Genomic DNA, 16,525 nt, shown 5'->3' on the forward strand with positions numbered 1-16,525 from the left:
GGCGCCTCACTCGGCCGTTGCTGCGATCGACTCGGTGTAGATGAAGCTGCTGCACGCCGCCACGAAGGCCCGTGGCGTCTGCCGCGCGCCGAAGCCGTACACACGCACCCCCTCGCGCCGCACACCGAGCGCCAGCGGCGTGAGATCGCTGTCCGACGACACCAGGCAGACCGCATCGAACTGCCCCGTGTTCACCAGCGACATCGCCTCCACGCTGAGCATGATGTCGGCCGCGTTCTTGCCCTTGGCGTATGGGAAAAGCTGCACCGCCTCGATCGCGTTGTAGAGCAACACGTTCTTGAAGCGGCTCATGTGGGGCCGCGTCCAGTCGGCGTACGCGCGCTTGACGATGAGCGCGCCGTAACACGCCGCGCGCAGCAGGATGGAACGGATCAGTGTGTGAGAGACGTTTTCCGCGTCGATCAACACGGCAATCTTCTGTTGCTTGTGCTGCAGCCTGGGCATGGAGTGCCTGCCTTCCCTGTTCGTTGGAGAACAGCCGCCGCCACACAACACAGAGTGGCGGCGGCCCGAACGGGCTGAGAACCGGGCATCGCAGTGGAAACCGGCAGGACCTTTCGGACCTCCCGTCCGGGCCGCCAAAACATGGGACCAGAACGACAGAGGCTGCAATCCTTGTCGATGTGATGCAGCCTCTTGGACTGCGATGCAACGGGTTCTCAGGCCCGTGCTCACCTTTTTCGTGAGCGGGGAAGACTTTACATCAATACGACGAAAGCATTCATGCAGAACGCAAGAAAAATCTGCCGCGGGCACCGGTCTCGGTGGCCGGTGCGGGTTGGACCTGTGCTGTTAGCCTTGCAGGGTCGGCAAGGCCTCCGCCATGCCGGCCCCGGCGAACGTGCCCCAATTTATAAAAGTGAATTCACCATGACCAGCCCGCTGTACAACGCCTCCGTCCCCGTCCTTCAGCAGATGCTGCGCGCCCTGTCCGATGTGCTCAAGAAAGCCGAAGACCACGCGACGCAAAAGAACATCGATCCCAACGCGCTGCTGCAAGCGCGGCTGTTCCCCGACATGTTTCCGCTGGTTCGTCAGGTCCAGATCGCCGCTGACTTCTCCAAGGGCATCGCATCCCGCCTGGCGGGCGCCGAGGTGCCTTCCTGGCCCGACACGGAAGCCAGCTTCGCGGACCTGCAAGCCTTGATCGCCAAGGCCTTGGCCCACATCGGCTCCTTCAAGCCCGAGCAATTCGATGCCAGTGAAAGCCGCGAAATCGTGTTGCGCCCCGGCACCCCCAAGGAAAAGAAGCTGATCGGCAGCGCCTATCTTCTGCACTACGGCCTGCCGCAGTTTTTCTTCCACGTGACCACCGCCTATGCCATCTTGCGCCACAACGGTGTTGAGGTCGGCAAGCGCGACTACATGGGTGCCTATTGACGCAAGACGCCTGAGTGCAGCCGGGCGCCAAGCGCGCCTTGCCGCGCTCGCTCAGGCGCCGGTCTCACGCAGCGCGGCCTCAAGGCTGGCAAGGATCTGGGCCCAACCCTGGCGTGCACGGTCGGCGTAATCCTTCCACTCAGGCTGCATCTCCGCCGTGAGATGCAGCGTGCAGCCGCCATCCGCTTCCGGCGTGATCTCGATGGTCACGATGTCGAAGGTCGGCGATGCGGCCGGGATACCGAATGTGAACACGAGCCGCCGTGGCCGCTCCATGACGAGGTACTCCCCGGTGTGCTCCACATCGCCGTCGGGACGCCTGTCGGTCAGCACGAACTGCCCGCCGACACGCGGGTCGATGTCGCAGCGGACCATCTCGCCGGTTTCAGTCGAGAACAGGAAGCGGCTCGCCAGGCGCGCATCGAGCCAGGCATCGAACACCCTCTCGGCCGATTGGCGGAATCTGTGATGGACAGCAACTGCGAGATGGTCTTCGCTCTTCATGATCGATGGACTCCTTTGGTTTGCCGGGATGAAATTGCATCCTCCTCGTCCAGCAGCGCCTGCAGGCGCTGCAATCGGCCCGCCCAGTCGCGTTGGCGCGACTGAAGCCAGTCCGACGCCTCTGCCAGCGGTCGCGGTTCGAGACGCAGGATATGTTCGCGGCCAGAGCGGCGGCGCGTGACAAGGCCGGCGCGCTCCAGGATGCGGATGTGCTTGGACACGGAGTTGAGCGAGATGTCGAACGGCACGGCCACCTCGGTCACTCGGGCTTCGCCCAGGGACAACCGCGCCAGGATGGCGCGACGGGTCTCGTCGGCCAAGGCGACGAACATGTTGTCGAGTCGGTTGGCCGTCAACGCGTTATTCATTCACCCATTTTGGTGAATATTTATCAAGCTGTCAACAGAACTCGAGACGGGACGTTCCACTGCCTGCTCGCGAAGCGGAGCGTGCGCGCTGCGCAACATCCAGTGGCAGCGCTGCGCCCCATCAAGCCTTCACTTCGACCACCTGTTCGAAGCCGCCGAAGATCATGCGTTTGCCGTCGAAGGGCATGGGCGGGTTGCCGGGTTTGGACGGGTCCATGCGCGGGTCTTCCATCATCTTCTTCATGGCCGCGTCGCGCGTGGCTTTGTCCGGCCATTCGACCCACGAAAAGGCCACCGTCTCCTCGGCCGTCGCCTGGACCGCACGGCGAAAGTCGGTGACTTTGCCGTCAGGGACGTCGTCGCCCCAGCCCTCGATCACACGAAGGGCGCCCAGCTCGATGAATATCGGGTCGAACTGGCGTGCGTGTTCAATGAACTTCTGCTTGTTGGCGGTGGGAACGGCGATCACGAAACCATCGATGTAAGACATATCAGACTCCTGTGGGGTTGACCTGCAAGGTGCCCCCTATGGGCACCTTGTAGCTACACGACGAACGACAGCAGGACAAATCGACACGACCTTCCAGCGTCAGGTCTCAACAGCCGTCGTGAACGTATCGAAGGACATGGTGAGCAATGCCGGAGCGCGAGGCTGTAGGACAGCCGCGCTTTTTGCGGGCGGGCCTCGCGTGCAAAAATCGACCGCAGCCGCGACGATCCAGCCAGGAAAGCACCAGCACCCATGGACAACGACCTGACCCAAGCCCTCGCCAGCGCCGAATGGCTCGGCCGCCACGCGGTCCCCCATGCTCGCCGCCGCGCTGGTGCTGGTGCTCATCGCCGTCGCCGCCTTCGTCATCGGCTTCAGGCGCTACGGCAGCTACGCCGCGTGGGACCGCTGGCCGCGCCCGCTGCTGCTGGGCGTGTGCCTGGCGCTCGGCGCGGGTGTGCTGGTCGCCACAGCTTCGCTGTTCGCCGAGATGCTGGAGGTGTTCGACGCGGACGAGGAGATCGGCCAGTTCGATGTGCGGCTCACCGAGACCCTGGCGCGCGAGCTGCCGCCTTCTGCCCTGCGCTTCTTCGGCAACCTGACGCACCTGGGCGACCCTCTGCCGCTGACGCTGCTGGTGAGCGGCGTGGGTGTGCTGTTGCTCGTTCGCCGGCGCACCTCGCTGGCCTTGGGCTGGGTGGTGGCGTGCGCGGGTGCGGGCGCGCTCAACCGGGTGCTCAAGCACATCTTCGAGCGGGTGCGCCCCTTGCACGACCACGGCTTCGCGCAGGCCGATGGCTACAGCTTTCCCAGCGGGCACACCTCGGGTTCGCTGGTGGTGTACGGCATGCTGGCCTACTTGTGCCTGCGCTTGCTGCCGCCGCGCTGGCATCTGCCCAGCGTGCTGCTGGCCTCGGCCTTGGCTTTCAGCATCGGCTGGAGCCGCGTGATCCTGCAGGTGCATTGGGCGAGCGATGTGGTCGCCGGCTTCGCCTTTGGTGTGGCGTGGTTGACGGTGTGCATCGCCGCGATCGAGATCACCCGGCGCCGCGCCCGCGCGTAGCCGGTCGGTTCGGAAGGAGACATCATGGGTCGCAAGGAATTCGAAGTCTCGCTGGCGGGCGGCGTGCACGCCCAGCTGGCGCGCATGGCCGGGCAGTGGCAGGGGCGCTTTCGCCTCTGGTTCGAGCCGGGCGAGCCGGCCGAAGACTCGGTGCAGCGCGGCAGCATCCGCGTGCTGCTGGGTGGCCGCGTGCTGTTGCACGAGTACAGCGGCCACTGCGGCGGTGAGCCCATGGAAGGTGTGGCGCTGATCGCGCACCACCTGGACGAGCGCCGCTACGAGTCGGCGTGGGCCGAGAGTTTCGGCACGGGCACGTCCCTCATGTTCAGCACCAGCGCGCCTGGCGACCCGCGCCTGTCGATGCTGGGCAGCTACGCCGACGGCCAGGGCGGCCCGCGCTGGGGTTGGCGCACCGCGATCGATCAGCCGAACGACGACACGCTGGACCTGCGCATGTACAACATCTCGCCCACCGGCGAAGAGGCCTTGGCCGTCGAGGTGAATTACCGCCGCGTCTGACATGCACAGATGGGGTAAGAGCAGCGGCGAAACGGGCGCCAGCGGTTGATGCCAAGGGAAATCTTGCCCAGAATCCAGCAGCGTCCTCTGGCGCAAGACCTGCGGGCCGATCCGCCAGGTTCAACAACAACAACAAGGAACGCCTCTTGCGCAAGTCTCTCATCCGCGTGATGCTCTCCAGCCGTTGCCTGGACACCTTCCCCGCCGACAGCAAGACCACCTTGACGGACCTGCGCCAGGCGCTGAAATCCGAGATCGAGTCCGCGCAGGTGCTGGGGCGAAAGCTGTTCGAGGTCTGGATCAACGAAGACGCGCCGCCCGCCGAAGGCACGCAGGACAGCTGGGATGCCTGCCTGCAGGCCGTGCGCGACTGCGATGTGCTTATCGTGCTGAGCAACGGCAACGCGGGCTGGGCCGCGGGCGAGCAGGACATCGGCATCTGCCACGCGGAGTACATGGAGGGCCTTCGCTCGGCGCAGGCCAAGGTGCGACTGGTGGCGCTGCCGACCGTGGCCGAGGCCAAGGGCGCGGCGGGTGAGCGCAACCGGCGCTTCCAGGACTATCTCTCGCGGCAGACGGCCTTCCGGGGCGGCGAGGTGAAGACGGTGGCCGACGCGAAGAAGCGCGTGTTCGAAGCGCTCTCGGATGCCGTGATCTCGCTGGCGCAACGCGGCGTGCAGGCGGGTGCCTCGACGCGCTTCGATGTCGGCGCGGCCCTGGACGGTGTGGTGGTCAAGCTGGATGGCAAGGACGTGGCGGTGGTGGTTCATGCGATTCCGGCCTCGTTCAGCGTGGCCGCCGCGCGCGAGCTGGTGGGGCGGCCCTTTCTGGAGGATCACCAGCGCATCGACTTGCTGGCTTCGGCGCACGGGCCGCTGCACCTGATCGCCTGCCACCGGGGCGCGACGGAGACCCAGGCCACCTCGCTGCTGGGGTTTCCGGGCGCGACGGTGGTGAGCGGCCCCTTCGGGGTGTTCGTGGCGGACGACGTGCAGAAGGTGCAGTTCGCCTTCCTGGCCAACTGCCGCGACGACACGCAGACGCGCCACGCGAGCCAACGGTTTTTCGAATGGCTGCAGCAGACGGGCGAAGCGGCGCTGGTGGCGCGCAGGGCGGTGTCTCGCGCCCGCATCGTCAAGGTGGTGGCCAAAGAAATGGATGTTTGAAAGGGGAGACGACCGTGAATGAAAAGGATCTTCTGCTGGGGCCGGTGTTGTCGTTCCGCGGCATCGGCAAGGGTGATGTCTGGAAGGTGAGCGCGCTGATGGGCCTCAAGGCGGGCGCGGCCGTGCCTGTGCTGGAGGTGGACGGCAAGGCCTGCCCCGCACCGAAGGAGCTGCTGGCCATCCCCGGCGAACGCTATCTGCGCTACGACGTTTCCTGCAAGGTCCTGAAGAGCGAGCGCACGGTGAGCTACGGCGTGCCGGGCGGACCGACGTGGCGCATGACGGTGCCGGGCAAGGATTTCTCGCCGCGCATGGCCTATGTGTCGTGCAACGGGTTTTCCGACCCGGCCGTGATGCGCAAGCTCATCCGCACGTCCGATGCGGTGTGGGAAGACCTGCTCTACAGCCACGACCGCGCGCTGCGCAGGAAGAAGGGTGCGGGTGAAGTCAAGCTGCTGGACAAGGAACAGCTGTGGCACGAGACGCGCATCCACGACAAGGGCCTGCAGCGCTTTCACCTGATGCTGATGGGGGGCGATCAGATCTACTTCGACTCGATCTGGGAAGACATCAAGTCCCTGCGGCAGTGGGTGGCCTTGCCCCGGCAGGCGCAGCTGGACTTCAAGGTCACCAAGGCGCTGGAGCGCGAGATCGAGGCCTACTACTTCGGGCTGTACAAGCACCGCTGGCTGCCCGCTGAGCGCAAGCCCTGGTCGTCGCCCACGCCCGCGCTGGATGCGAGCGCGGCGATGGCGTCCATGCCCACCATCATGATGTGGGACGACCACGACATCTTCGACGGCTGGGGTTCGTACAGCTGCGAGATGCAGAACAGCCCGCTTTTCCAGACGCTGTTCCGCCACGCCCGGCGCGCCTTCTGGGTGTTCCAGATGCAGCATGCGCTGGAAGATCTGCCCGAACTGGAAGACACGACGCCGGCGGGTTTTTCCCGCCAGGACCCGCTGCTCAAACCCATCGCCTGGAGCCAGGTGCTCGCCAAGGATGCGCTGGCGCTGCCCCTGCTGGATGGCCAGCCGGGCTTCACCTCCGCGCACGCCATCGGGCCGGTGGCCATCGTGGCGGCCGACCTGCGCACCGAGCGCTCGCGGGCGCAGGTGATGGGCTCGGACACCTGGGGCCAGATCAAGAAATGGACGACCAGCCTGGCATCCGGCAACGCGGGCACCCAACCCAAGAGCGCGTGCCAGCACCTGCTGTTCATGTCCTCGGTGCCCGTGGTGCACCCGAAGCTGCCCCTGGCCGAGCTGCTGATGGACAAGTTCGGGCAAGAGCACGTCACCGACAGCAATGCCGACGACCTGAAGGACCATTGGTCCCACGACGACCACGAGGGCGAGCGAAAGCGCCTGCTGGAGGTGCTCTCCAACCTCGCGCGCGACAAGAAGATCCGCGTGTCCCTGGTGTCCGGCGATGTGCACGTCGCGGCCTGGGGCACGGCCTACCGCAAGGACCTGCCGGCCACGGAGACCTGGTCCCAGATCCATCAGTTCACCTCGTCGGCCGTGGTGCATCCCTCGCTCATGGGGGTGATGGAGCGGCTGTTCCTGTCGTGGCTGAACAGCAATGCCAAGCAGCCGCAGAACATCGACGTGCAGTACGTCGCGGAGGTGATGCCCTTCCCGGGGCACGACAAGCATGTGATGGCGGCCCGCAACTGGCTGGCCCTGGAGCTGGACATGGGGTCGGCCGAAGGGTGCAAGCTGTGGGCCACCTGGCGCTGCGAAACCGAGACCAGCTTTTCCAACCACCTGCTGGCCGTGGCGCCCATCGCGCCCTGAGTCAGTCCCCCGCCGACGCCGTGTGCGGATCGGTCATGGCGGTGCGCCGCGCCACCTCGCGCTTGGCATACGCCGTGGGCGACAGGCCCGACCAGCGCCGGAACGCGCGCGCGAACACCTTGTCGGACTCGTAGCCCGCGTCCTGCGCCACCTGGGCCAGCGGCAGGTGGCCGGCTTCCAGCTGTTCGGCCGCCAGCGCCATGCGGTGCCCGCCCAGGTAACCCATGGGCGTGTCGCCCACCAGGGCCTTGAAGCGGTCGCTGAAGCGCGAGCGCGACATGGCGGCCTCGCGCGCCAGGGTCTCCACCGTCCAGCTGCGCGCGGGTTCGCGGTGCATGGCGGCGATGGCACGGGCGATCGCGGGGTCGGACAGGCCGCGCCACCAGTTGGCCTCCACCGGGCCGGCGCCGCGCAGCAGGTGGCCGCGCAGGATGTTGATGAGCAGCAGCTCGCCCATGCGGCTGGCCGAGAGGCGCCAGCCCGGGCGCTGGTCCAGCGTTTCGGTGACGAGCGTTTCCATGGACGCGGCCAGGATCACGGCCGTGGGCAGTTCGCTCGCGCGCACGTGGATGAGCGGCGGCAGCACGCTGAGCACGGAGTGCCGGCAGTAGGCCGAGAACCAGAGCAGCGCGCTGAACATCTCGCAGCCCTCGCCGCCGCCGCCGTGGCGCAGGTCCAGCGGCGCTTCGTCGCGCGCGCCGGGCGTGCGCTGGGTGAGCAGCTGGGCGAAGGGCACGGTGGGCGCGTCGGGCGCGGAGCCCATGCGGTGGGCCGCGCCCAGCGGCATCATCACCAGATCGCCGGGCTCCACGCGCAGCGGCCCGCCGCCGCCGGCCGCTTCCACCCACCAGGGCGCGCCGCGCGCCATGCGGATCATGGCGGCGCCAGACACCCCATTGGAATGCAAGCCCCAGGGCGCAGACAGGTGGAACCGGGCCGTGACCGCGCGTTCGGCGCGGCAGATGGCGAGCACTTCGCTGAGGACATCCATGGACGAATCGTACCCATTTCAGGCGCCCAAGCGGTTGAGTGCGCGGGGCCCGCGCTGAACAATGCACGCTTCGACATTGCAGGAGCAGCCCCATGAGCAGTTTGAAAATCGGTATCGCCGGCGGCGGTGTGGGCGGTCTGGCCGCCGCGATCGCCTTGCGCAAGCAGGGCCACGAGGTGACCGTGTTCGAGCAGGCCAAGGGCTTCTCGCGCGTGGGCGCGGACATCAACCTCACGCCCAACGTGGTGCGCGCCATCGACGGCCTGGGTGCGGGCGCCTTTATCCGCCGCACCGGCGCCCAGCCCACCTTCCGCATCAGCCGAGACTGGGACACGGGCAAGGAAACCTCGCGCCTGGGCATGGGCAACGTCGCCGAAGAGCAGTACGGCGCGCCGCAGGTCACGATCCACCGCGCCGACATCCTGGCCGCGCTGGCCGAGCAGTTCCCCATCGAGCAGATCGCGTTCGACAAGCGCCTGAAGACGCTGAACCAGAGCGACGCGGGCGTGACCCTGCAGTTCGACGACGGCAGCGAAGCCAGCTTCGACGTGGTGGTGGGCGCCGACGGCATCCACTCGCGCGTGCGCACCGCCCTGTTCGGCGAAGAGAGCCCGCGCTTCACCGGCGTGGTGTCGTTCCGCTCGGTGGTGCCCACCGAGCGCGTGAAGCACGTGCCCGAGATCGAGGCCTTCACCAAGTGGTGGGGCCCCAACCCGCAGAGCCAGATCGTCACCTTCCCGCTCAACCAGGGCAAGGAGACCTTCGTCTTCGCCACCACCGGCCAGGAGAGCTGGACCGAAGAGTCCTGGACCAGCCCGGGCGACGTGCACGAGCTGCGCGGCTTCTACAAGGACTTCCACGCCGACGCCCGCGCCCTGCTCGAGGCCTGCGACACCACACTCAAGAGCGCGCTGTACGAGCGCGAGCCGCTGCCGCAGTGGTCGCAGGGCACGGTGACCCTGCTGGGCGATGCCTGCCACCCCATGCTGCCCTTCATGGCGCAAGGCGCGGGCATGGCGATCGAAGACGCCGTGGTGCTGGGCCGCGCGCTGGCCGGTGTGGGCACCCGTGCGCAGGCCGCCGAGGCGCTGCGCCGCTACGAGAAGACGCGCCAGGAGCGCACGGCCAAGATCCAGATCGGTTCGCGCGGCAACCAGTGGATGAAGGGCCAGGGCAACGCCGACTGGGTCTACGGCTACGACGCCTGGAACGTGCCGCTCGCCCAGGCCTGAGATTTCCCCACCTTTCCCTAGGAGACACACCATGAAAAACCAGAAACGCCACTTCACCCTGGGCCTGATCGGCCTCGCGCTCGCCTCGGCCCTGCCCTTCGCGGCGGCGCAGACCTTCCCGAGCAAGCCCATCACCATCGTCGTGCCCTTCCCGCCCGGCGGCGGCCCCGACCTGGCCGCGCGCGTGCTGGCCGAGAAGATGGCGCCCAAGCTGGGCCAGCCGGTGGTGGTGGACAACCGCCCCGGTGCCGGTGCGCTGCTGGGTGCCGGCGCGGTGGCGCGCTCGACCGCCGACGGCCACACGCTGCTGCTCACGCCCAACACCATGGTGATCTCGCCCCACGTGCTGCCGGCCGGCGCGGGCGGTGGCGTGGACGTGCACAAGGACCTGGTGCCCGTGATCTCGCCCGCCACCACGCCCATGGTGCTGGTGGCCAACCCCTCGCTGGGCGTGACCAACCTCAAGGCCGCGCTGGAGGCCGCGCGCAAGTCGCCCGGCCTGCCCTACGGCAGCCCCGGCAATGGCTCGCCCATGCACTTCGCGGGCGAGATGCTCAAGAGCGCGGCCAAGGTCGATCTGATGCACGTGCCCTACCGTGGCGTGGGCCCCTCCATCACCGCCGCGCTCAGCGGCGAGGTCAAGCTGCTGTTCACCGGCCTGGGTGGCGCGGTGCCGCACATCAAGGGCGGCAAGCTGGTGCCGCTGGCGCTGACCGAAAAGAAGCGCTCGCCGCTGCTGCCGGATGTGCCGACCGCGACCGAGCAGGGCGTAAGCGGCGTCGAGGTGAACGCCTGGTACGGCGTGTTCGTGCCGACCGGCACGCCCGCGCCGGTGATCGCGCGCCTGAACCAGGCCTTCAACGAAGCGCTGCAGCTGCCCGACGTGCGCGAGAAGCTCGCCGGCGCCGGCCTGGACGTGCTGGGCGGCACGCCGCAGGTGCTGGCCGACTTCATGAAGGCCGACAACGAGCGCTACGGCAAGCTGGCCAAGGAACTCAACATCAAGGCCGATTGAGGCGCACAGCGGCATGGCACGGCGACCGAACTTCCTGCTGTTCATCACCGACCAGCACCGCGCCGACCACCTCGGCTGCTACGGCAACACCGAGGTGCGCACGCCGCACATCGACGCGCTGGCGGCGCAGGGCTGCCGCTTCGACGACTTCCACGTCGCCACGCCCATCTGCCAGCCCAACCGCGCCTCGCTCATGACCGGGCGCCTGCCCAGCGTGCACGGGCTGCAGATGAACGGGCGCGAGCTCTCGCTGGGCGAGCGCACTTTCGTGGAGACCTTGCGCGAGGCGGGCTACCAGACCGCGCTGGTGGGCAAGTCGCACCTGCAGAACATCACCACCCTGCCCACGGCCTGGCCCGGCAAGGGCCCGCGCCGCCCGCACGAGGCCCTGCGCCCCTACCCGGGGCGCTACGGCCAGGAGGTGTGGCAGCGCTGGGAGGAAGACCCGGCCCACGAGCTGGAGCTGCCCTACTACGGCTTCGAGCAGGTCGCGCTCACCATCGGCCACGCCGACGAACAGCACGGCCACTGGCGGCGCTGGCTGCGGCAGCAGACGCCCGACGCGGACCGCCTGATCGGCCCCGCCCACGCGATCCCCACGCCCGACCTGCACCTGGCCCGCATCGGCCACGCCTGGCGCACCCGCGTGCCCGAAGCGCTGTACCCCACGGCCTACATCGCCGAGCAGACCTGCCACGCGCTGGACCGCATGGCGAGCGCGGAGCAGCCGTTCTTCATCCAGTGCTCGTTCCCCGACCCGCACCACCCCTTCACGCCGCCCGGCCGTTACTGGGACCTGTTCCGGCCCGACGACGTGTCGCTGCCCGCGTCGTTCCACGCCGAGCTGACCGACCCACCACCGCCGGTGCAATGGCTGCGTGAGCAGCGCCGCGACAACCCCGCGTTCCGGCCCGGCTACGGCAGCTTCGCCTGCTCCGAACAGGAAGCGCGCGAGGCCATCGCACTGAACCACGGCAGCCTGGCCAACATCGACGACCACATCGGCCTGGTGATGGCGCGGCTGCGCGCGCTCGGCCTGGACGAACACACGGTGGTGATGTTCACCAGCGACCACGGCGACCTGCTGGGCGAGCGCGGCCTGATGTTCAAGGGCGGCCTGCACTACCCCGCCCTCACCCGCGTGCCCTTCATCTGGCGCGATGGCGCGCAGGCACCGGCCACGGCGGCCACGGCCGCGCTGACGCAGACCATCGACATCGCGGCCACCGTGCTGGAGCGCGCCGGCCTGGAGCCCACCAACGGCATGCAGGGCGCTTCCCTGCTGCCGGTGGTCACCGGCCAGGCGAGCGGGGTGCGCCAGCAACTGCTGATCGAGGAAGAAAGCCAGCGCAGCGATTTCGGCATGGACCGCCGCGTGCGCATGCGCACCCTGCGCAACCACGACCACCGCCTCACGGTGTACGACGGCCAGCCCTGGGGCGAGCTCTACGACCTGCGGCAGGACCCGCTGGAGCTGCGCAACCTGTGGGCCGACGCGGCCTCGCTGCCGCTGCGGCAGTCGCTCATGGAGCAGCTGGCGCGCGCCATGCTCACGGCGGCGGACACCAGCCCCTACCCGGGCGCCGCCGCCTAGAAAAAAAAGGCCCGCTCGAGCGGGCCTTTTCTTTTGAAGATGCGGTGGGTCAGACCAGCGTGCGCAGCCAGGCCGCGCAGTCCTGCGAGGCCTGCACCGGCCAGTGCACGGTGATGGTGGTGTCGCCGCGCCGCACTTCCACGCGGATGTCCTGACCCGAGCCGCCCCACAGGCGCGCCCAGAAGCCGGGGCGTTGCGCGCTCGCCTCCGGCGGCGGCGTGGGCTCGGGACGCGCCGGGGGCGGCGGCACCGGCTCCACGGGCACGGCGGCTTCGACGACCACCGGGGGCACCGGCACGTCCACCGCCGCCCCGGTGCCGCCGGCCAGGCGCGCCGCCGCGTTGACGCCGAACTCATCCCACATGCGGTCGGCCTTGGTCTTCATCACGCCCAGGCCGAAGGTGCCCATGCGGCCGAGCACGTCCACCTTGACCTTCATGCGCAGCTCGGTGCCACCGCCCTCGCGCTCCTGCAGCCACATCTCGCTGTTCTGCTTGAGCGAGCTGGCCACCGAGGCGTCCTCGCCCGTGCCTTCGGCGCGCAGGTAGCGCGGCTCGTCGCGTTCGACGATGCGGGTCTTGAGCTTGAAGCGCGCGCTGATGAAGGCGATCTTCACCTTCATCACGGCCACGTACTCGTCGTCGCTCACGACCTCAATGGACTCCATGCCGGGCACGCAGGCGCCCATGGCATTCGGGTCCAGCAGCAGGGCCCAGACACGCGCCGGTGGCGCGTCCAGCAACAGGGTTTTTTCAATTTCCACGCATCTTCTCCGCAGCGGTCAGGATGGATTCGACGATCTGGGTGTAGCCGGTGCAGCGGCAGAGGTTGCCGTTGAGGCCATGGCGCACCTCGTCTTCGCTCGGCGAGGGGTTGGCCGCCAGCATCGCGCACGAGGTCATGAGGAAGCCCGGCGTGCAGTAGCCGCATTGCAGGCCGCCGCACTGCATGAAGCTCTCCTGCAAGGGGTGCAGGGTCTCGCCCTGCGACAGGCCTTCCACGGTGGTGATGGCGCGGCCGCTGTGTTGCACCGCCAGGCTCAGGCAGGACTTGACGACCTGCCCGTCGACCAGCACCGAGCAGGCGCCACAGATGCCGGTTTCGCAACCGCGCTTGGTGCCGGTGAGGTGCAGGTCGTCGCGCAGAAAGTCGGACAGCAGGCGCCGCGCGGGCACGGTGCTCTGCACGGCCTCGCCGTTGACGGTGAGGGTGATGGGGTGTTGGCTCATGGCTTACTCCTGGGGCAGGCCGAACAGGCCCGCGATGTTGCGCCGCGCGACCACGCGCACCATGTCGCGCCGGAAGTCGGCGTCGCCCCGGGCGTCGGACACGGGTTCGATGTCGGCGGCGACGATGTCGGCGGCCTCGGCCGCCACGTCGGCGGTGAGGGTCTTGCCGGCCAGGTACGCCTCGGCGCGCGGCAGGCGCACGGGAATGGGGGTGGACGCACCGACGGCGATGCGCGCCTCGGTGCAGACCGCGCCCTGGCGCCGCGCGACGAAGGCCACGCTGACCAGCGGCCGGTGCTCGGCCGCCGTGCGCAGGAAGCGCGCGTACTGGCCGCTCGCGTCGGCGGGCAGCGCGGGCACGCGGATCTCGCTGAGCAGCTCGTCGGGTTCGAGCGCGGTGGTGTAGTAGTCCACCAGGAAGTCGCTCAGGGCCAGCACGCGCTCGCCGCGCGCGCTGGCCAGCACCACCTGCGCGTTCAGCGCCAGCAGGCAGCCCGGCGGGTCGGTGGACGGGTCGGCGTAGCAGAGGTTGCCGCCGATCGTGCCCTGGTTGCGCACCTGCGGGTTGCGCGACGCGCGCGGCCATGCTGGCGAGCATGGGCCAGCGCTCGCGCACCAGGGGCGAGGCGGCCACCTCGGCGTGCAGCGTGAGCGCGCCGATGCGCAGGCCGCCGCGCTCGTCCAGCGCGATGCCGCGCAGCGCGCCGAGTCGGCCCAGCGACACCAGGTGCGAGGGCGTGAGCATGCGCTGGCGCATGCCGAGCATGAGCGCGGTGCCGCCCGCGATCACGCGGCACTCGTCGCCCAGGTCGGCCAGCATGCGGCTGGCCTCGGCCACGCTGGCGGGTTCGAGGAAGTCGAAGTCAAGCATGGGCCGTCTCCTTCAGGGCGCGCAGCGCGGCCAGCACCTTCTGCGGCGTGATGGGCAGGTCGGTGATGCGCACGCCCACCGCGTGGTACACCGCGTTGGCGATCGCCGGCGCGCCGGGCAGGATGGCGGTCTCGCTCGCGCCCTTGGCGCCGTGCGGGCCGTTGGGTTCGTGGGATTCCACCAGCCCGCCGCGCAGCAAGGGCACGGCGTCGGCGGTGGGCATGTTGTAGTCGGCGAAGTTGCCGTTCATGAGGCGGCCGCCTTCGAGCTGCAGCTGTTCGTAGAGCGTCCAGCCCATGGCCTGCACGGTGGCGCCGTTGGTCTGGCCGTGGATCGCCAGCGGGTTGAGGGCCTTGCCGCAGTCGTCGCTGACGTAGCTGTCGATCACCGTGACCTGGCCGGTCTGCGTGTCCACCTCGACCTCGACCGCCTGCGCCGCGAACGAGTAGGCGGGCGCGATGTTGCCGTGGACCTGGTCGTCGTGCATCTGGGTCTTGGCGTCCCAGCTGCCCATGACCTGGATGCCTTCGCCGCCGTGGCGCCAGATGTGCTGGCGCGCCACCTCGGCCAGCGTGCGCCGCTGCCCGGGTTGCTCGCGCACGCGGATGTGGCCTTCGGCGATCTCCAGCTGGTCGGCTGGCGCACCGAGCATCTGCGCGGCCAGGGCGAAGAGCTTGTCGCGCGCGGCCTGCGCGGCCACGATGGCGGCGTTGCCGGCCGCCATGGTCACGCGCGAGGCCAGCGTGCCGATGCAGAACGGCGCGCTGTCGGTGTCGGGCGCGACCACGAGCACATGGGCCAATGGCACGTTGAGCTCGTGGGCCACGATCTGGCTCAGCATGGTCATGGCGCCCTGCCCCATGTCGCCTTCGCTGCAATGCACCACCAGGCGGCCGTCTTCGTTGACCTTGATCATCACGGTGGAGCCGTCCCAGTTGCCGATGGTGCGGTTGCCGCTCACGTGCATGGCCGCGGCCATGCCCACGCCGCGCCGGCGGCTGCCCGTGCCCGGTGAGCGCGCGCGCTTCTCGCCCCAGCCGATGGCTTCGGTGCACTGGGCGATGCATTCGAGCAGGCCGGTGCTGCCGATCTGCCAGCCGTGGATGGAGGTCTCGCCACGGCCGATGGCGTTGCGCTGGTGGATCTCCACCGGGTCGAGCCCGAGCCGCTCGGCCATGGTGTGGATGTGGCTGTTGAGCGCGAACAGCATCTGCGTGCCGCCAAAGCCACGGAACGCGCCGTGCGGCGGTGTGTGCGTGTAGGCCATGGTGGCGTGCGAGCGCACGTGCTGCAGCCGGTGCATGTTGTCGCTGCGCATGGCGCTCACGTGCATGACCTCGGGCGAGAGGCCGCAGTAGGCGCCGCAGTCGGCCACGATGTGCACGTCCTTGGCGACGATCAGGCCCTCGCGCGTCATGCCCAGCTTGAGCGTGATGCGCTCGGGCACGCTGGAGCACGCGGCCTGGAAGTCCTCCAGCCGGTTGTTGACGAGGCGCACCGCGCGCCCGGTCTTGAGCGCGAGCAGGCCGGCCACCAGTTGGTTGTCGTCCTCGACGATCTTGCCGCCGAAGCCCCCGCCCACGGTGGCCGCCAGCACCCGCACGCGCGAGACCGGCAGCTCCAGGGCCGCGGCCAGGCGCGCGCGCGCCAGGAACACCGACTGCGTCGAGGTCCAGACCTGCAGGCGGCCGTCCGCGTCGATCGCCGCGACGCTGGCCATGGGCTCGAGGTAGCCCGGGTACTGCGCGTGCGTGGTGTAGGTGGCCTCATGGATCAGGTCCGCCTGCGCGAACCCGGCGTCGACGCTGCCGCGCTCGAAGCGGATCTCGTGCGCCACGTTGCCGCGCCCGGGGTGCACGCCGGGCGCGCCCTCGGCCAGCGCTTCCTCGGGGGTCAGCAGCGGCGGCAGTTCCTCGTACTCGATGTGGATCAGGTCCAGCGCGTCGCGCGCGATCTCTTCGGTGGTGGCCGCCACGGCCGCCACCTCTTCGCCCGCGAAGCGCACCACGCCGTCGGCCAGGATGCGGCGCTCCTTCTGGTGCACGCCCCACATCGTGCGCGGCGCGTCGGCGCCGGTGAGCACCGCCTTGACACCGGGCAGGGCCAGCGCCGCCGAGGTGTCCACGCGGACGATGCGCGCATGGGGGTAAGGGCTGCGCAGGATCTTGCCGTGCAGCATGCCGGCGACCTTGATGTCGCCGGCGTACACCGCGCGGCCCAGCACCTTGGCGCGGGCGTTGACCTGCGGCGTGTCGCGGCCCAGGGTGGATTCGCTCATGGGAG

At 69.0% G+C, this 16,525-nt stretch carries 16 protein-coding genes and 1 pseudogene; 8 read left to right on the top strand and 9 right to left on the bottom strand.

Annotated elements, in window-relative coordinates:
• Positions 1–6: 6 nt before the first annotated feature.
• Complete coding sequence (locus tag ACFJI0_RS14700; protein WP_382320698.1) at positions 7–465, bottom strand: NYN domain-containing protein; 459 nt, start codon at positions 463–465, stop codon at positions 7–9.
• 426 nt (positions 466–891) lie between these two features.
• Here ACFJI0_RS14700 and ACFJI0_RS14705 point away from each other — a divergent pair, with 426 nt between their 5' ends.
• Positions 892–1,401: a DUF1993 family protein gene (locus ACFJI0_RS14705; RefSeq protein ID WP_382320700.1), complete on the top strand. Its 510-nt coding sequence runs from the start codon at positions 892–894 to the stop codon at positions 1,399–1,401.
• 51 nt (positions 1,402–1,452) lie between these two features.
• Here the strand turns inward: ACFJI0_RS14705 and ACFJI0_RS14710 are convergent, their stop codons facing one another.
• From ACFJI0_RS14710 to ACFJI0_RS14720, 3 genes are all read right to left on the bottom strand, one after another.
• Positions 1,453–1,905, bottom strand: coding sequence for an SRPBCC domain-containing protein (locus ACFJI0_RS14710; protein WP_382320702.1), 453 nt, complete (start codon positions 1,903–1,905; stop codon positions 1,453–1,455).
• Positions 1,902–2,237: an ArsR/SmtB family transcription factor gene (locus ACFJI0_RS14715; RefSeq protein ID WP_382320705.1), complete on the bottom strand. Its 336-nt coding sequence runs from the start codon at positions 2,235–2,237 to the stop codon at positions 1,902–1,904. Before ACFJI0_RS14715 ends, ACFJI0_RS14710 begins: the two co-directional genes overlap by 4 nt.
• Positions 2,238–2,394: 157 nt before the next feature.
• The gene (locus ACFJI0_RS14720) at positions 2,395–2,763 is read right to left on the bottom strand and encodes a DUF1428 domain-containing protein (RefSeq protein WP_382156601.1); all 369 of its coding nucleotides are present in this window, start codon (positions 2,761–2,763) and stop codon (positions 2,395–2,397) included.
• Positions 2,764–3,079: 316 nt separating this feature from the next.
• On the opposite strand from ACFJI0_RS14720, the gene ACFJI0_RS14725 reads away from it, so the two are divergent.
• The 4 genes from ACFJI0_RS14725 (at position 3,080) to ACFJI0_RS14740 (ending at position 7,310) form a co-directional block, all read left to right on the top strand.
• Positions 3,080–3,826, top strand: coding sequence for a phosphatase PAP2 family protein (locus ACFJI0_RS14725; protein WP_382320707.1), 747 nt, complete (start codon positions 3,080–3,082; stop codon positions 3,824–3,826).
• Positions 3,827–3,850: 24 nt separating this feature from the next.
• Positions 3,851–4,345 (top strand): DUF1579 domain-containing protein, encoded by a 495-nt coding sequence (locus tag ACFJI0_RS14730; protein WP_382320709.1) that lies wholly within the window; start codon positions 3,851–3,853, stop codon positions 4,343–4,345.
• A 146-nt stretch (positions 4,346–4,491) separates the two neighbouring features.
• Positions 4,492–5,511, top strand: coding sequence for a DUF4062 domain-containing protein (locus ACFJI0_RS14735; RefSeq protein ID WP_382320711.1), 1,020 nt, complete (start codon positions 4,492–4,494; stop codon positions 5,509–5,511).
• A gap of 14 nt (positions 5,512–5,525) precedes the next feature.
• Complete coding sequence (locus ACFJI0_RS14740) at positions 5,526–7,310, top strand: alkaline phosphatase family protein (protein ID WP_382320713.1); 1,785 nt, start codon at positions 5,526–5,528, stop codon at positions 7,308–7,310.
• A 1-nt stretch (position 7,311) separates the two neighbouring features.
• On the opposite strand, the gene ACFJI0_RS14745 is transcribed toward ACFJI0_RS14740, so the two are convergent.
• Positions 7,312–8,301 carry a cupin domain-containing protein gene (locus tag ACFJI0_RS14745; protein WP_382320715.1) on the bottom strand — a complete coding sequence of 330 codons (990 nt, stop codon included), beginning with the start codon at positions 8,299–8,301 and terminating at the stop codon, positions 7,312–7,314.
• A gap of 92 nt (positions 8,302–8,393) precedes the next feature.
• Here ACFJI0_RS14745 and ACFJI0_RS14750 point away from each other — a divergent pair, with 92 nt between their 5' ends.
• Genes ACFJI0_RS14750 through ACFJI0_RS14760 form a run of 3 tightly spaced genes read left to right on the top strand, consistent with a single transcriptional unit; the run spans position 8,394 to position 12,142 of the window.
• Positions 8,394–9,533: an FAD-dependent monooxygenase gene (locus ACFJI0_RS14750; RefSeq protein WP_382320717.1), complete on the top strand. Its 1,140-nt coding sequence runs from the start codon at positions 8,394–8,396 to the stop codon at positions 9,531–9,533.
• 31 nt (positions 9,534–9,564) lie between these two features.
• A complete protein-coding gene (locus tag ACFJI0_RS14755) occupies positions 9,565–10,548 on the top strand; it encodes a Bug family tripartite tricarboxylate transporter substrate binding protein (RefSeq protein ID WP_382320720.1) in 984 nt (327 codons plus the stop codon).
• Positions 10,549–10,561: 13 nt separating this feature from the next.
• Positions 10,562–12,142 (top strand): sulfatase, encoded by a 1,581-nt coding sequence (locus ACFJI0_RS14760; protein WP_382320722.1) that lies wholly within the window; start codon positions 10,562–10,564, stop codon positions 12,140–12,142.
• A gap of 49 nt (positions 12,143–12,191) precedes the next feature.
• Here the strand turns inward: ACFJI0_RS14760 and ACFJI0_RS14765 are convergent, their stop codons facing one another.
• The 4 genes and pseudogenes from ACFJI0_RS14765 to ACFJI0_RS14780 all read right to left on the bottom strand — a co-directional run bounded on the left by ACFJI0_RS14765 (position 12,192) and on the right by ACFJI0_RS14780 (position 16,520).
• On the bottom strand, positions 12,192–12,905 hold the full coding sequence (locus tag ACFJI0_RS14765; protein ID WP_382320724.1) for a CoxG family protein: 714 nt from the start codon (positions 12,903–12,905) through the stop codon (positions 12,192–12,194).
• On the bottom strand, positions 12,895–13,371 hold the full coding sequence (locus ACFJI0_RS14770) for a (2Fe-2S)-binding protein (protein ID WP_382320726.1): 477 nt from the start codon (positions 13,369–13,371) through the stop codon (positions 12,895–12,897). The genes ACFJI0_RS14765 and ACFJI0_RS14770 overlap by 11 nt, the downstream gene beginning before the upstream one ends.
• A gap of 3 nt (positions 13,372–13,374) precedes the next feature.
• Positions 13,375–14,242: pseudogene (locus ACFJI0_RS14775) on the bottom strand (FAD binding domain-containing protein).
• Positions 14,235–16,520, bottom strand: coding sequence for a xanthine dehydrogenase family protein molybdopterin-binding subunit (locus ACFJI0_RS14780; protein WP_382320729.1), 2,286 nt, complete (start codon positions 16,518–16,520; stop codon positions 14,235–14,237). The pseudogene ACFJI0_RS14775 and the gene ACFJI0_RS14780 overlap by 8 nt, the downstream one beginning before the upstream one ends.
• Positions 16,521–16,525 lie beyond the last annotated feature (5 nt).

The sequence above is a fragment of the Hydrogenophaga sp. UC242_53 genome, assembly GCF_042696965.1.
Classification (GTDB): Bacteria; Pseudomonadota; Gammaproteobacteria; order Burkholderiales; family Burkholderiaceae_C; genus Hydrogenophaga.

What these genes read in the sequence shown, in the direction of transcription:
- ACFJI0_RS14700 (WP_382320698.1), bottom strand. Translation starts at nt 465, where the DNA reads ATGCCCAGGCTGCAGCACAAGCAACAGAAGATTGCCGTGTTGATCGAC.
- ACFJI0_RS14705 (WP_382320700.1), top strand. Translation starts at nt 892, where the DNA reads ATGACCAGCCCGCTGTACAACGCCTCCGTCCCCGTCCTTCAGCAGATG.
- ACFJI0_RS14710 (WP_382320702.1), bottom strand. Translation starts at nt 1,905, where the DNA reads ATGAAGAGCGAAGACCATCTCGCAGTTGCTGTCCATCACAGATTCCGC.
- ACFJI0_RS14715 (WP_382320705.1), bottom strand. Translation starts at nt 2,237, where the DNA reads ATGTTCGTCGCCTTGGCCGACGAGACCCGTCGCGCCATCCTGGCGCGG.
- ACFJI0_RS14720 (WP_382156601.1), bottom strand. Translation starts at nt 2,763, where the DNA reads ATGTCTTACATCGATGGTTTCGTGATCGCCGTTCCCACCGCCAACAAG.
- ACFJI0_RS14725 (WP_382320707.1), top strand. Translation starts at nt 3,080, where the DNA reads ATGCTCGCCGCCGCGCTGGTGCTGGTGCTCATCGCCGTCGCCGCCTTC.
- ACFJI0_RS14730 (WP_382320709.1), top strand. Translation starts at nt 3,851, where the DNA reads ATGGGTCGCAAGGAATTCGAAGTCTCGCTGGCGGGCGGCGTGCACGCC.
- ACFJI0_RS14745 (WP_382320715.1), bottom strand. Translation starts at nt 8,301, where the DNA reads ATGGATGTCCTCAGCGAAGTGCTCGCCATCTGCCGCGCCGAACGCGCG.
- ACFJI0_RS14750 (WP_382320717.1), top strand. Translation starts at nt 8,394, where the DNA reads ATGAGCAGTTTGAAAATCGGTATCGCCGGCGGCGGTGTGGGCGGTCTG.
- ACFJI0_RS14755 (WP_382320720.1), top strand. Translation starts at nt 9,565, where the DNA reads ATGAAAAACCAGAAACGCCACTTCACCCTGGGCCTGATCGGCCTCGCG.
- ACFJI0_RS14760 (WP_382320722.1), top strand. Translation starts at nt 10,562, where the DNA reads ATGGCACGGCGACCGAACTTCCTGCTGTTCATCACCGACCAGCACCGC.
- ACFJI0_RS14770 (WP_382320726.1), bottom strand. Translation starts at nt 13,371, where the DNA reads ATGAGCCAACACCCCATCACCCTCACCGTCAACGGCGAGGCCGTGCAG.
- ACFJI0_RS14780 (WP_382320729.1), bottom strand. Translation starts at nt 16,520, where the DNA reads ATGAGCGAATCCACCCTGGGCCGCGACACGCCGCAGGTCAACGCCCGC.